Genomic DNA, 13,585 nt, shown 5'->3' with positions numbered 1-13,585 from the left:
CAAACGCTACCGCGTCACCCTCAGCGAGCAGCGACTACATACTCCGGTCGAGGGTCTTGACAGCGCGCACGGCGTCCGGGTCGCCGTCGAAGTCCACCTGGACGCGGTCGCGGCCGGACGCGACCAGCAGCAGTTCCGCGACCTGCCCGTTCAGCACCACGGGGTTGGGCCCGGACTTGGCGGTCACCGCGTCGCCGTCGGGGCGGCGCAGGATCACGCCCACCGGGCTGCGGCGGTAGGTCCTCCTGGCGACGCGGCCCACGTGGCGCCACAGCACCGCGTCGCGCGCGGGCTCGGGCGAGCGGGGGCTCCAGCCGTCGACCGCGCGCCGCACGTCCTCGTGGTGGACGAAGTACTCCATCGCGTTGGCAGGCTCGTCCAGCGGCCCGAACGGCGACCACCGGGGTGGGCCCTGGCGGACCAGGTCGACCAGCTCGGCCCACGGCTTGGCCGCGTAGGCGTCCTGGACGCGCCGGGTGTGGCCCGCGAGGGGTTTGAGCATGATGCCGGGCGCGGCGTCGAGCCTGCGCTCGCGCAGGACCAGGTGCGCGGCCAGGTCCCTGGTGCGCCACGGGTCGCACAGCGTCGGCGCGTCCGGGCCGACCTCGGCGAGCAGTTCGACCAGCAGCCTGCGTTCGTCGCGCGCGACACCCATGTGGCCACGTTACTGGGTGGTCACGACTACTTCGCGATCACCCGCTCGGTGAGCTGGCTGCGGTCCTTGTTCCACAGTACGCAGGCGATGCCGCGCGCCCCCTTGCCGTCGGCCTCCACCTTCCACTCCCCCGCGGTGGGCACGACGGCGGCGTAGAGCAGTTGGCTGTCCTTGCTCGCCAGCGGCACGCGCTCGGACTTGAAGTGCAGGGTGCAGAAGTCCAGCGCGTAGGCGCGCAGCCACTCGTCGCCGGGGTAGGGGATCTTGTCGACCGAGCCGAACGGCGAGCCCTCGGCGAAGACCTCCACGGCGTGCTCGTCGGCGCAGTCGGTGTAGCCGACCTGCACGTTCTGCCCGAGGAAGTTGTCCCCGCACTGCCCCTGGTCCAGCTTGAACTCGCGCATCGCGCCGCCCGCGCCGAAGGTGACCGTCTCGGCCAGTGCGACGGGCGGGGTGTCGGTGAACAGCCAGCGGCCCGTGAACACGCCCGCCGTGAACAGCGCCAGCGCGGCCACCACCGCGCCCGCGACGGCCAGCTTGCGGGCGGGCGGCTTCTTCGCGGCGGCCGTCGGCTGGGTGTGGCTGACGGTGACCTGCGACGGGCCGAAGCCGTGCGGCGGGGTGGGCTGGGCGGCGGCCCGCTCCAGCATCGCCCGCGCCTGGGGGCCGGTCAGCCGGGCCGCCGGATCGGGCATCAGCAGGCCCGTGATCACCGCGGCGAGCGTGCCGTGCGCCCGGCTCAGCCGGGGCACCTCGGTCATGATCGCGTTCAGCGTGGCGGCGGTGGTCGAGCGCTCGTAGGGGTTGGCGCCCTCCACGGCGTAGCACAGCGTCGCGCCCAGCGCCCACAGGTCGGAGGCGGGCGACGCCTCGTGACCGTGGAGGCGCTCGGGCGCCATGTAGGCGGGTGAGCCGATGATGCTGCCGCTGGTGGTCAGCCGCGGGTCGTCGACCGCTTGGGCGATGCCGAAGTCGGTCAGCTTCACCCGGCCGCCGGGGGTGACCATGAGGTTGCCAGGCTTGACGTCGCGGTGCACGACACCCGCCTGGTGCGCGCAGTCCAACGCGGACAGCGCCTGCAGCGCGATGGAGGCGACCCGGTCCGGCGGCAGGGGGCCGTGCCGCTCGATGAGCGTGGACAGCGTGGCCGCCTCGACCAGCTCCATCACGATGTAGGTCATGCCGTTCTCGGCGACCACGTCGAACACGGTGACCACGGCCGGGTCGTTGAGCCTGCCCGCGGTGCGCGCCTCGCGCAGCACCCGCTCCTCCAGGACCCGGCGCTCCTGCGGCGCGATGCCCTCGGGCAGGTGCAGCTCCTTGATCGCCACCTGGCGGCCGATCACGGTGTCCTGCGCCCGCCACACCACGCCCATGCCGCCGCGCCCCAGCTCGACGAGCAGGGTGTACCTGCCCGCGATGACGCGCGGCTGCGCGGCCAAGCCCTGCTGTCCAGTCACCGTGGCACTCCTCAAACCCCAGCGGGCGTCGAACCCCAGTGGGCGTCGAACGCTACTTCAGACCGCTCGACGCCCGTCCCGGTTTCACGGTTTCGTGACTTCGTGCCCCGACTGCCGCAGCGCCTGCACCGCGCGGGCCAGGTCGACGGCTTTGACCAGCAGGTGGTCGGTGTCGTAAGTGGACAGCGCGAACAGGCTCACCCCGGCCGCGGCGAGCTCCCCGGACAGCGCGGCCATGATGCCGGTGAGGGTGAACTCCAGCGGTCCGCGCACGGTCAGCAGCCGCCACCCGTCCTGCGTCCGGGCGTCGGCGGGCGCGTGCTCGCTGGGGCACACCACCGACAGCTCGTCCGGCGTGCGGGTGACCGACACCAGCCCCTCGGCGTCCAGCAGACCGGGCGGCACCGGCGCGTCGGCGGGCAGCCGCGCGACGGTGTACTCGCCCGGCTGGACGTCGACCACGAGCCGCTTCACGGCTAGCCCTCGCTGACCAGCGGGCTGGAGGCCACCTCGGTGCCGTCGGGCAGCGCGGAGATGGCGAAGTCGGCGAACGCGTTGGGCGCGGCCTTCTGCAGCTGACGCAGGCACTCCACGGCCAATGCGCGGATCTCCACGTCGGCGTGCTCGGTGGCGCGCATGGCGATGAAGTGCCGCCAGGCGCGGTAGTTGCCGGTGACCACGATGCGGGTCTCGGTGGCGTTGGGCAGCACGGCGCGGGCGGCCTGGCGGGCCTGCTTGCGGCGCAGCGTGGCGCTCGGCACGTCGGAGAACTTCTCCTCCAGGCCCTTGAGCAGCTCGTTGTAGGCGTTCACGCTGGCCTCGGCGGCGGCCACGAACTTGGCGTGCAGCTCGGGGTCGGCGGCGATGACGTCCGGCTCGACCATGGCGGCGTCGCGCTCGGGCACGTACCGCTGGGACAGCTGCGAGTACGAGAAGTGCCGGTGGCGGATCAGCTCGTGGGTCAGCGAGCGGGAGATGCCGGTCAGGTAGAAGCTGACCGAGCCGTGCTCCAGCACCGACAGGTGGCCGACCTCGATGATGTGGCGGAGGTAGCCCGCGTTGGTCGCGGTCGCCGGGTTGGGCTTGGTCCACGACTGGTAGCACGCGCGGCCCGCGAACTCGGCGAGCGCCTCGCCGCCGTCGGCGTCGGTGGACCACGGCACGTCCGCAGGCGGGAAGAACTCCGTCTTCGCGATCAACTGCACCTTCGGCGACACCGTCTCAGCCATGGCCGAACCCTAACCGCCGTCCCGCGCCGAGCGAAAACGCCCATGGTGGGAATGTCCGCCACCAGTGAACGCATCACGCTGACGCTTGACTGACGCCAGATATGACGTCATGGTGGTGTCATGGATCTGTCACCGTACATCGCAGCACTGCGCGAGGACTTCGCGACCGCGGCGTCCGCGGGCGACGAGGCCACCCGCCGGGCCGCCGCCGCGCTGTCCGCCGCGCTGGAACCGGCCGCCCGGTTGGCGGTCATGAACGCGCTCTCCGACATGGCCGCCGAGGTCACCGCCGCGCTCGACGGTCCGGTGGTGGAGGTCCGGCTGGACGGCCGGGACGTCCGGGTCGTGGTCACCGGGGCGGCGCCCCAGCAGGAGCCCGAACCGGAGCCGCAGGAAGTCCCCCGGCCCGCGGGCGGTGACGCCACGCGCGTCACCCTGCGACTGCTGGACGAGCTCAAGGCCAAGGCGGAACAGGCCGCCGCGGCCCAGGGGATGTCGCTGAACACCTTCGTCGCGCAGGCCGTGCAGGGCGCGGTCGGCGGGCGGCGCGGGCCCAAGGGCGGCCCCTGGGGACCGCCGAAGGACCACGGCGGCGGCCCGTCGTCGCGGGTGCGCGGCTGGGTGCAGGGCTGAGGAGGGGGAGCGGTGGAGAGCACGGGATCGGACCTGGTCCGCAGGCAGGACTTCGACGCCGAGGGGCCGGTGGAGGTCGACGTGGCCCTGCTCGCGGGCCGTGTGCAGGTGCACCTGGTCGACGAGCCGGGCGTGCACGTCGAACTGCGCCACGACCCCGGCGCGGGCGAGTCCTGGACCGCGGGCCTGTCAGGTCTGCTGACCTGGGTGAACGACCAGTTCGGCAGCAACCGCGGCCAGCAGGCCGGGCCGACCGAGGCGGTGCGCGACGCGCAGGTCGAGTTCACCGGGCAGCGACTGGTGGTGCACGCGTCCAAGGCGCTGCCGCTGCGCGCGGTGCCGCTGGGCGTGGTGGTGCGGGCCCCCAACGGGTCGCACGTGACGACCAAGACCGGGTCGGCGGACGTCACCGTGACCGGCGCGGCCGGGCGGCTGGACCTCAACACCGGCACCGGGAGCGTCAACGCCGACCGCGCGGACGGCGCGGCCCAGGTCACCACCGGCTCGGGCAAGGTTCGCCTGGGACCGATGCTGGGCGGGCTGAAGGCCAAGACCGGCAGCGGCGACATCGAGGTGTCGTCCATCGGCGGCAACACGACCCTCTACACCGGCACCGGGGACGTGTGGCTCGGCGCGGTGCAGGACGACGTGCAGGTGCGCACCGGCAGCGGTGACGTGACCGTGGCCGACGCCGCCTCCGGCCGCCTCCACATGGGCACCGGTTCCGGCGACGTCCGCGTCGGCGTCCGGCCGGGCGTGGCGGCGCAGATCGACCTGGCCTCCAACTCCGGATCGGCGCGCAGCGACCTGGAGGTGTCGAAGACCCCGCCCGAGGACGAGCCCTCGCTGTTCGTCACCGGCCGCACGAGCAGCGGCCACGCCCTGGTCACCACATCGGCGAGCTGACCGACCCCGGCGGAGCCCCGAGGCCCGCGGCCCGCGCACCGGCGGGCCGCGGGCTCACTCGCTCGACCGCAAGCCTGACACCACCAGTGACACCACGGCGTCGAACGCGGCCCGGATGTCCGGGGACACCCAATCCGCCGCGTGCGACGGGTTGTGGAAGCGGCTCGTGGCGTCGAAGACGGCCCGTGCGGTCGTGCGCGGGTCGCGGGGCGCGAACTCGCCGCTGGCCACACCGTCGCTGATGATCCTGGTCAGCTCCTCCTCCAGCTGGCTGACGTGGGCGGCCGCCACGCCGCTCCGCTTGTCGACCAGCACGGAGAAGGTGGCGAACAGCTCGGGGTCCTCCGCCGCCTTCCTGCGCTTGGCCTCGAAGAGCGCGTTCAGCCAGTCGCGCAGTCGCCGGGACGCCGGGGCGTCACCGGCCGCCAGCTCGGCCAGCTCCGCGCGGCCCCGGTCGAGCCAGCGCCGGGTGACCGCCTCGCGCAGCGCGACCTTCGTCGGGAAGTGCCGGTAGACGCTGCCGTGGCTGACCCCCAGCGCCCTGGCGACGTCCACCACCGTCGCCTTGGCCGGGCCGAAACGGCGCAGGACCTCTTCGGCCGTGTCGAGGATGACCTCGGGGGTCAACGCGCCTTCCGCCACGACGGTCTCCTCTTGGTGCTCGCGGTACTGGCGGGACCATTGTGCGGGTCTGGACCACTCCGAGCGCCGGGGACCGGCCCACCGCGTGGCAGGCAGCCGCCGCCTCCGGCACGCGCCGCGTCGTGGTCTCGGTCATGCCTCCATCATCGGCCTTGTGCTGACAAGTTTCACCCCTTGTCACCTGATGGTGTGGACCGCGGCGCCGAGCGCGAGCGCCAGGTCGCCCCTCGGCATCACCACCACGTCCTCCAGCTCCAGCCAGTCGGCCATGTGGCGCAGCTCGGCCGCCAGCTCGGCCGCCACCCGGCCGGGCTCGGCGCCGGGTTCGACGTAGGCCCCCTGCACCCGCAGCGCCCCCACCGCGCGGTCCGCCTTCAGGTCGACCCTGGCCACCAGCTCCCCGTCCAGCAGGAACGGGAAGACGTAGTAGCCGTGCACCCGCTTCTCCTCCGGCACGTAGATCTCGATGCGGTACCGGAAGCCGAACAACCGCTCGGTGCGGGCCCGCTCCCAGATCAGCGGGTCGAACGGGCACAGCAGGGCCCGACCGGCGACCTTGCGCGGCGCGGCGGCCGCCACGTGCCGGTACGCGGGCGCGGACCACCCGTCCACCTGGACCGGGACCAGCACGCCCTGCTCCACCAGCTCCGCCACCGCGCGCCTGCTGTGGCCGGGCTGCAGGCGGTAGTAGTCGCGCAGGTCCGGCTCGGTCGCCACGCCCATCGCCACGGCCGCCCTGGCGACCAGCTCGCGCGCCCCCTCCGCCGCGTCCACCCGCCGGGACAGCACCTGCGCGGGCAGCACCCGCTCGGTCAGGTCGTAGAGCCGCTCGAAGCCGCGCCGCGACCCCGTGGTCAGCTCCCCCAGGCCGAACAGGTACTCGCACAGCTGCTTGACCTCGGAGCGGTCCCACCACGGACCCCGCGCCCGCGGACCGCCGCCGGTCAGCTCCCGCTCGATCGTCCCGGCGCCGACCGGGCCCAGCTCCTTGACCACCGCCAGGATGTCGTCGACCAGCTGCGAGGACCGCTGCGCGTGCACGCCGTAGTTGCGCCACCAGCCGGGCTTCTTGGCCCCGGAGTGCAGCAGCGGCCAGTCCTCCACCGGCACCAGGCTCGCCTCGTGCGCCCAGTACTCCACCAGCAGCCTCGGCTTGCGGGCGCTGTGCGACCACGCCGCGTCGTCCACCAGCGAGGGCGCGTAGGAGCCCAACCTGCTGAACACCGGCATGTAGTGGGCGCGCACGGCCACGTTGACCGAGTCGAGCTGGAGCAGCTGGACGCGCGAGAGCACCCGCTGGAGGTGGCGGCGGGTGGGTGGGGAGAGGGGCCGGGGATCGGCGAACCCCTGTGCCGCCAACGCGATCCGCCTGGCTACGTCTGCGCTCATCCTCTGCACGGGTGAGATCGTGCCGGCAGGGTCCGACAGTCCCGGCGGACGCCGATCCCCTAGGGTGCCCGGCATGGCCGACGCCGCCGTCCGCACCGCCGGGCCCGAAGACGTGGCGGAGATCGCCCGCATCCACCGCGACACCTGGCGCACCGCCTACGCGGACCTCCTGCCCCCCGAGGTGCTCGCCGACCTCGACGTCTCCCGGACCGCGCCGAGGTGGGCCGAAGCCGTGGCGCACGGCCAGGTCCTCGTCGCCACGGAGGGCCGCTGGATCGTGGGGTTCTGCCTCGCCGGGCTCGCCCCGGACGAGGAGGTGGCCGCCGCCGACGGCACGCTGCCCGAGGACGCGGCCACCACGGCCCTGGTGTCCACGCTGCTGGTCGAGCCCCGGTGGGGGCGACGCGGACACGGCGGCAGGCTCCTCGCCACGGCCGCGGAGGCGTTGCGGGACAGGGGCGCGACGCGCGGCATCGCGTGGATCCCCGAAGCCGACAAGGCTTCCACCGCCTTCTACCGCTCCGCGGGCTGGACCGCGGACGGAACGGTGCGCACCTTGGACGCGGGCGGGCGACCGCTGCGCGAAATAAGGGTTTCCGGGGTGCTGACCCTACTGCTGCGGCGCTGAGTCGTTGCTAGCCTCGGCCAGGTGCTCGGCTGGCTGCTCTTAACCTTCGGCGTCGCGGTCGGTTCCGCGATCGTCCCCCTCATCAGCATCGAGGTGTTCGTCATCGGCTTGGCGACCCAGCAACCGGGCATCTCGTGGTGGTGCATCGGCATCGCGGTGGCGGCGGGGCAGGTCCTGGGCAAGCTGCTGTACTTCCTCGCCGCGCGCGGAAGCCTGCACCTGCCCGCGTTCCTCAAGCGCAAGGAGCGGCCGGAGCGGACCTCGGCGTGGCGGGTCAAGTGGAAGTCGCGCTTGGAGTGGGTCCGCGAGCGCTGCCACCGGCACCCGCACTGGATGTTCGGCACGCACGCGGTGAGCTCGGTGGTCGGCATGCCGCCGTTCATGTTCACCACCGTGCTCGCCGGTCTGGCGGGCATGTCGACCACGCTGTTCCTGACCACCGGCGTGGTGGGCCGGTTCGCCCGGTTCAGCCTGCTGGCGGCGTCCCCCGCGGCGGTCGCGGGCTGGCTGCACTGACGCAGGCCGCACTGACGCTGGCCGCACTGACGCTGGCCGCACTGACGCTGGCCGCACTGACGCTGGCCGCGCCGACGCCCGCCGCGCGCTCGTGCCGCACCAGCTGCTCGTCGGACGCGGTGAGCCGGTAGTGGTCGTGCACCCGCGCCACGTCCAGCGAGTCGCCCTGCGCCGCAGGGGCGCCCTCGACCTCGTGCTTCTCGATCGGCAGCACCAGACGGCGCTCGCGCACCTGCCCGCCGCGGACCGGCACGAGGACCTCCGCGCCGCCGATGCCCACCACGGCCCATCTCGGCACGCCGCTGCCCGCCGCCAGCCACAGCCCGCGCAGCGACCCGATGCGCTGGCCGTGCCGGTCGAGGACTTCGCAGTCGTAGAGGCGTTCCACAGCTGAGGGGTACATGGTCTCGCGATACCCCTCGACGAGCGGGGTCGCACCCGGTCTCACTCAGGCGAGGGACTGGAAATCGCCTGCCCGAGGTAAGGGACGGTCGCGACGACGCGGCGGGTGACGCGGGACCGACCGCTTCCCCCCGGACCTACGGCTGATCCGCCGAGGACTGGAACAGCTCGATGGCCCTGCGCATCGTCTCGCGCGCCCGGCCGCGGTCCCCGGCGAGGTCGTAGGCCTGCGCCAGCAGGAACCACTTCCGCCAGTCGCCCCGGTCGGCCTCCACCTCGGCGCGGCGCTGGTCGAACCACGCGTCGGCGGCCTGCCGGTCCACCCGCCCGGACGGCCTGCGCGGCAGGTCGGAGAGGTCCGGCAGACCGCCCTCCGCGTCCAGCAGGCGGGCCATCCGCTCGGTGACGAACCCGAACCGCAGGTTCGTCCACACGATCCACGCGCCGATCAGCGGCAGCAGCAGGACCCCCACGCCAAGGCCGATCCCCACCGGGTCGCCGGTGCCCAGCAGCACGACCGCCCGGCCGCCGAGCAGCACGAAGTACACCACCAGGGCGGCGGTGATCAGCAGGGCGGTGGTGCGGGTCCTCATCTGTCATCCGATCTGCTGAACACGGGCCTGCGCGGCCACATCGTTCGAACACTTGTTCTACAGTCGATCACGAGCGACCGCCGGAGGGCCCCCGGCGGCGCGGGGCGAGTCCACCGACGCGACGACAGGAAGGAGACGCCTATCGACACCAGCGGCCGACGTCGCGGTCCCCGGTGAGGAGGGTGGCGCCCCCACCCCACCGAGGACCACCGCCTCAGAGGTCGAGGTACTTGTCCAGGCCGACGGACAGGCCGGGGTGGTCGAACACCGACCGCACGGCCAGCAGCACACCCGGCATGAACGACTTGCGGTCCAGCGAGTCGTGCCGCACGGTCAGCGTCTCGCCCTCCGTGCCGAACACGACTTCCTGGTGCGCGATCAGGCCGGCGATCCGCAGGGAGTGCACCCGCACGTCGCCCACCAGCGTGCCCCGCGCGCCGGGTGCCTCCTGGGTCGTCGCGTCCGGCATGGCCGCCAGTCCCGCCGCCTCGCGGGCCTGGGAGATCAACCGGGCGGTGTGCGCGGCGGTGCCCGAGGGCGCGTCCGCCTTGCGCGGGTGGTGCAGCTCGATGACCTCGACCGACTCGTAGTACCGAGCCGCCAGCTCGGCGAAGCGCATGGTCAGCACCGCGCCGAGGGCGAAGTTCGGGGCCACGAGGACGCCGAGGTCCGGCTTGGCCCGCAACCACTCGGACACGGTCGACAGCCTGTCCGCGTCGAAGCCGGAGGTGCCGACCACGGCGTGGATGCCGTGGTCGACGCAGAACCGGAGGTTGTCCATCACGACGCCGGGGTGGGTGAAGTCGACCACCACCTCGGCGGCCGCGTCGGACAGGGCGGACAGCCGGTCGTCCGCGTCGACCGTGGCGACGACCTCCATGTCCTGCGCGGCTTCGACGGCGCGGCACACCTCCGCGCCCATGCGGCCGCGGGCGCCGATCACGCCCACCCGGATCGGCTCGTCGGAAGAACGCTGGGTCAAGAGATCACCTCGTGCACCTGGGGCGGCAAGTCGTCGGCGTGAGCGTAAGGGCCGACCACCGCGGCGGCGACGGGACGTCGGAGCAACTCCGCGGCCAGGGCGGCCACGTCGTCCGCGGTGACCGCCTCGATGCGCTCAAGCGTCTGCTCGACCGACAGGTAGTCGCCGTAGTTGAGCTCGCCCTTGCCGATGCGTGACATCCGCGAGCTGGTGTCCTCCAGGCCCAGCACGAGGCCGCCGCGCAGCTGGCCCTTGCCCCTGGCCACTTCGGCGTCGGACAGCCCCTCCGCGGCCACCACCGACAGCACGTCGCGGATCACGCCCGCCACGTCGCCGAGCCGGTCGGGCTGGCAGCCCGCGTACACCGACCACGTGCCGGTGTCCGCATAGGACCCGACCGACGAGTACACCTGGTAGGCCAGGCCGCGGCGTTCGCGGACCTCCTGGAACAGGCGGGAGCTCATGCCGCCGCCCAGTGCCGCGTTGAGCACGTTGAGCGCGAACCTGCGCTCGTCGTGGCGGTCCAGGGCCTTCACGCCGAGCATCAGGTGCGCCTGCTCGGTGTCGTCGCTGTGCAGCACGAGCTTGCGCGACGAGGCGATCCGCGCGCGACCCGCGCGCGGGGCCACCGGCGTGCCCGTGCGGGCGAGCCGGTCGCCGATCTGCTTGCGCGCCAACCGCATCACGTGGTTGTGGTCGATGTTGCCCGCGACCGCGAGCACCATCCGCGGCAGCGTGTAGCGACGCCGGTAGAACCCGTACAGCGCGTCGCGGCTCATGTCCCCGATGGACTTCTCGGTGCCCAGCACCGGTCGGCCCAACGGGTGGTCTCCCATGAGCGCGTCGAGGAAGGCGTCGTGCAGCAGGTCCTCGGGGTCGTCATCGCGCATGGCGATCTCTTCGAGCACGACGCCGCGCTCGGTCTCGAAGTCGCGGGGCTCGCACAGCGCTTCGAACACCACGTCGCACACCAGGTCCACGGCCAGCGGCAGGTCCTCGTCCAGGACGTGCGCGTAGTAGCAGGTGTGCTCCTTGGCGGTGAACGCGTTCAGCTCGCCGCCGACCGCGTCGATCTCCTCGGCGATGACCGCCGCTGAGCGCCGCGCGGTGCCCTTGAACAGCAGGTGCTCCAGGTAGTGCGCGGCACCGGCCACGTCGGCGCGCTCGTCGCGCGAACCGACCTGCACCCACAGGCCCACCGAGGCCGACCGCACGCCGGGGATCCGCTCGGTGATCACCCGCAGGCCGGAGGGCAGCACGCTGCGGCGCACCGTCACGCCCGCGGCGCTCTGCTCCAGCACCCGCGTGCTGCCGGGCCGCTGGAGGTGGCCCGGTCCGCCCCGAGTCCTGTCCCGGGTCCTGCCAGGGGTGCTGTCCTGGGCCCCGTTCTGACGCGGACGGCCGCGGGTGCCCGAAGCACCCGCGGCCGTCTCGTTGACGCTGCTGGTCACTGCGCCGGGGACTCGGCCGGGGTCTCGGCCGGGGCCTGCGCGGGGGCGTTCGCCGCCGGGGCGGCCGCCTCGTCCTCGTTGACCAGGACCAGGCTGATCTTGCCGCGCTGGTCGATGTCGGCGATCTCGACGCGCAGCTTGTCGCCGACCTTGACCACGTCCTCGACCTTGCCGATGCGCTTGCCGTTGCCCAGCTTGGAGATGTGGATCAGGCCGTCCTTGCCCGGCAGCAGGGACACGAACGCGCCGAAGGCGGCGGTCTTGACCACGGTGCCCAGGAAGCGCTCGCCGACCTTGGGCAGCTGCGGGTTGGCGATGGCGTTGATCAGGCCGATCGCCGCCTCGGCCGAGGGGCCGTCCGCCGCGCCGACGTAGATGGTGCCGTCGTCCTCGATGGAGATGTCGGCGCCGGTCTGCTCGGTGATCGAGTTGATCATCTTGCCCTTGGGCCCGATGACCTCGCCGATCTTGTCGGTGGGGATCTTCACCGAGGTGACGCGCGGCGCGTAGGGGCTCATCTCGTCCGGGACGTCGATGGCCTCGGCCATGACCTCCAGGATGGTCAGCCGCGCGTCGCGGGCCTGGCTCAGCGCCGCGCCCAGCACCTCGGAGGGGATGCCGTCGAGCTTGGTGTCCAGCTGCAGCGCGGTCACGAACTCCTTGGTGCCCGCCACCTTGAAGTCCATGTCGCCGAACGCGTCCTCGGCGCCGAGGATGTCGGTCAGCGCCACGTACTCGGTCTTGCCGTCGACCTCGTCGGAGACCAGGCCCATGGCGATGCCCGACACCGGCGCCTTGAGCGGCACGCCCGCGTTGAGCAGCGACATCGTGGACGCGCAGACCGAGCCCATCGAGGTGGAGCCGTTGGAGCCCAGCGCCTCGGAGACCTGGCGGATCGCGTAGGGGAACTCGTCGCGCTTGGGCAGCACCGGGATCAGCGCCCGCTCGGCCAGCGCGCCGTGGCCGATCTCGCGCCGCTTGGGCGAGCCGACCCGGCCCGTCTCACCGGTGGAGAACGGCGGGAAGTTGTAGTGGTGCAGGTAGCGCTTGTGCGTCTCCGGCGACAGGGAGTCGATCTGCTGCTCCATGCGCAGCATGTTCAGCGTGGTGACGCCCAGGATCTGGGTCTCGCCGCGCTCGAACAGCGCCGAGCCGTGGGTGCGCGGGATGACCGCGACCTCGGCGGACAGCGAGCGGATGTCGGTCAGGCCGCGGCCGTCGATGCGCACCTTGTCGCGCAGGATGCGCTGGCGGACCAGCTTCTTGGTCAGCGAGCGGAAGGCCGCGCCGACCTCCTTCTCCCGGCCCTCGAACTGCTCGGCCAGCTTCTCCAGCACCGAGAGCTTGACCTCGTCGATGCGGTTCTCGCGCTCCTGCTTGCCCGCGATGGTCAGCGCCTGGGCCAGCTCGCCCGCGGCGGCCTGCTCGACGGCCTCGTAGGCGTCGGGCTGGTAGGCCGGGTAGGTCGGGAACTCGCCGGTCTCCTTGGCGGCGACCTCGGCCAGCTTGGCCTGGGCCTCGCACAGCACCCGGATGAACGGCTTGGCCGCCTCCAGGCCTGCCGCGACGACCTCTTCGGTGGGGGCCTGGGCGCCCTCGCTCACCAGGTCGATCACGTGCTCGGTGGCCTCGGCCTCGACCATCATGATCGCCACGTCGTCGCCGACCACGCGGCCCGCCACGACCATGTCGAACACGGCCTTCTCCAGCTGCTCGTGGGTCGGGAACGCGACCCACTGGCCCTCGATCAGCGCCACCCGGACGCCGCCGATGGGACCGGAGAACGGCAGGCCCGCCAGCTGCGTGGACGCCGAGGCGGCGTTGATGGCCACCACGTCGTACAGGTCGGCCGGGTTCAGGCTCATCACCGTGATGACGACCTGGATCTCGTTGCGCAGGCCGTCCACGAAGGACGGGCGCAGCGGCCGGTCGATCAGGCGGCAGGTCAGGATCGCGTCGGTGGAGGGGCGGCCCTCGCGGCGGAAGAACGAGCCGGGGATGCGGCCCGCGGCGTACATGCGCTCCTCGACGTCCACCGTCAGGGGGAAGAAGTCGAAGTGCTCCTTGGGCTGCTTGGACGCCGTGGTGGCGGACAGCAG

General features: G+C 72.7%; 15 protein-coding genes. 4 read left to right on the top strand and 11 right to left on the bottom strand.

The window, feature by feature from the left end:
• Window positions 1–34 precede the first annotated feature (34 nt).
• The 4 genes from IEZ00_RS10470 to thyX form a co-directional block, all read right to left on the bottom strand.
• A complete protein-coding gene (locus tag IEZ00_RS10470) occupies window positions 35–655 on the bottom strand; it encodes a TIGR03085 family metal-binding protein (protein WP_189222979.1) in 621 nt (206 codons plus the stop codon).
• Window positions 656–681: 26 nt separating this feature from the next.
• Entirely contained in the window at window positions 682–2,115 is a 1,434-nt protein-coding gene (locus IEZ00_RS10465) for a serine/threonine-protein kinase (RefSeq protein WP_189222978.1), read from the bottom strand.
• Window positions 2,116–2,199: 84 nt separating this feature from the next.
• Complete coding sequence (locus IEZ00_RS10460; protein WP_189222977.1) at window positions 2,200–2,589, bottom strand: ACT domain-containing protein; 390 nt, start codon at window positions 2,587–2,589, stop codon at window positions 2,200–2,202.
• Between the two features lie 2 nt (window positions 2,590–2,591).
• Entirely contained in the window at window positions 2,592–3,344 is a 753-nt protein-coding gene (gene thyX, locus IEZ00_RS10455) for an FAD-dependent thymidylate synthase (RefSeq protein WP_189222976.1), read from the bottom strand.
• Window positions 3,345–3,464: 120 nt separating this feature from the next.
• On the opposite strand from thyX, the gene IEZ00_RS10450 reads away from it, so the two are divergent.
• Entirely contained in the window at window positions 3,465–3,977 is a 513-nt protein-coding gene (locus tag IEZ00_RS10450) for a toxin-antitoxin system HicB family antitoxin (protein ID WP_189222975.1), read from the top strand.
• A 12-nt stretch (window positions 3,978–3,989) separates the two neighbouring features.
• The gene (locus tag IEZ00_RS10445) at window positions 3,990–4,883 is read left to right on the top strand and encodes a DUF4097 family beta strand repeat-containing protein (protein WP_189222974.1); all 894 of its coding nucleotides are present in this window, start codon (window positions 3,990–3,992) and stop codon (window positions 4,881–4,883) included.
• Window positions 4,884–4,937: 54 nt separating this feature from the next.
• Here IEZ00_RS10445 and IEZ00_RS10440 read toward each other — a convergent pair whose 3' ends face one another.
• Together IEZ00_RS10440 and IEZ00_RS10435 are read right to left on the bottom strand one after the other, a co-directional pair.
• Complete coding sequence (locus tag IEZ00_RS10440) at window positions 4,938–5,525, bottom strand: TetR/AcrR family transcriptional regulator (protein WP_189222973.1); 588 nt, start codon at window positions 5,523–5,525, stop codon at window positions 4,938–4,940.
• 177 nt (window positions 5,526–5,702) lie between these two features.
• Window positions 5,703–6,914 carry a winged helix-turn-helix domain-containing protein gene (locus IEZ00_RS10435; RefSeq protein ID WP_189222972.1) on the bottom strand — a complete coding sequence of 404 codons (1,212 nt, stop codon included), beginning with the start codon at window positions 6,912–6,914 and terminating at the stop codon, window positions 5,703–5,705.
• 73 nt (window positions 6,915–6,987) lie between these two features.
• On the opposite strand from IEZ00_RS10435, the gene IEZ00_RS10430 reads away from it, so the two are divergent.
• Window positions 6,988–7,542, top strand: a complete 555-nt coding sequence (locus tag IEZ00_RS10430) for a GNAT family N-acetyltransferase (protein WP_189222971.1) — start codon at window positions 6,988–6,990, stop codon at window positions 7,540–7,542.
• A 21-nt stretch (window positions 7,543–7,563) separates the two neighbouring features.
• Window positions 7,564–8,058, top strand: coding sequence for a YqaA family protein (locus IEZ00_RS10425; protein ID WP_189222970.1), 495 nt, complete (start codon window positions 7,564–7,566; stop codon window positions 8,056–8,058).
• Here the strand turns inward: IEZ00_RS10425 and IEZ00_RS10420 are convergent.
• The 5 genes from IEZ00_RS10420 to IEZ00_RS10400 all read right to left on the bottom strand — a co-directional run.
• On the bottom strand, window positions 8,009–8,461 hold the full coding sequence (locus tag IEZ00_RS10420; protein WP_189222969.1) for a PRC-barrel domain-containing protein: 453 nt from the start codon (window positions 8,459–8,461) through the stop codon (window positions 8,009–8,011). The genes IEZ00_RS10425 and IEZ00_RS10420 overlap by 50 nt on opposite strands.
• Window positions 8,462–8,597: 136 nt before the next feature.
• Window positions 8,598–9,053: a tetratricopeptide repeat protein gene (locus IEZ00_RS10415; protein ID WP_189222968.1), complete on the bottom strand. Its 456-nt coding sequence runs from the start codon at window positions 9,051–9,053 to the stop codon at window positions 8,598–8,600.
• Between the two features lie 214 nt (window positions 9,054–9,267).
• Window positions 9,268–10,035, bottom strand: a complete 768-nt coding sequence (gene dapB, locus IEZ00_RS10410) for a 4-hydroxy-tetrahydrodipicolinate reductase (RefSeq protein WP_189222967.1) — start codon at window positions 10,033–10,035, stop codon at window positions 9,268–9,270.
• Complete coding sequence (locus IEZ00_RS10405; RefSeq protein WP_189222966.1) at window positions 10,032–11,336, bottom strand: M16 family metallopeptidase; 1,305 nt, start codon at window positions 11,334–11,336, stop codon at window positions 10,032–10,034. Before IEZ00_RS10405 ends, dapB begins: the two co-directional genes overlap by 4 nt.
• Before the next feature lie 146 nt (window positions 11,337–11,482).
• On the bottom strand, window positions 11,483–13,585 hold a 2,103-nt coding region (locus IEZ00_RS10400), incomplete at its 5' end, for a polyribonucleotide nucleotidyltransferase (protein WP_229795393.1).

The organism is Saccharothrix coeruleofusca (assembly GCF_014648515.1).
Lineage (GTDB): Bacteria > Actinomycetota > Actinomycetes > Mycobacteriales > Pseudonocardiaceae > Actinosynnema > Actinosynnema coeruleofuscum.
Note: the sequence above shows the minus strand (reverse complement) of the source record. Positions and strands in the feature narration are given on the sequence as shown.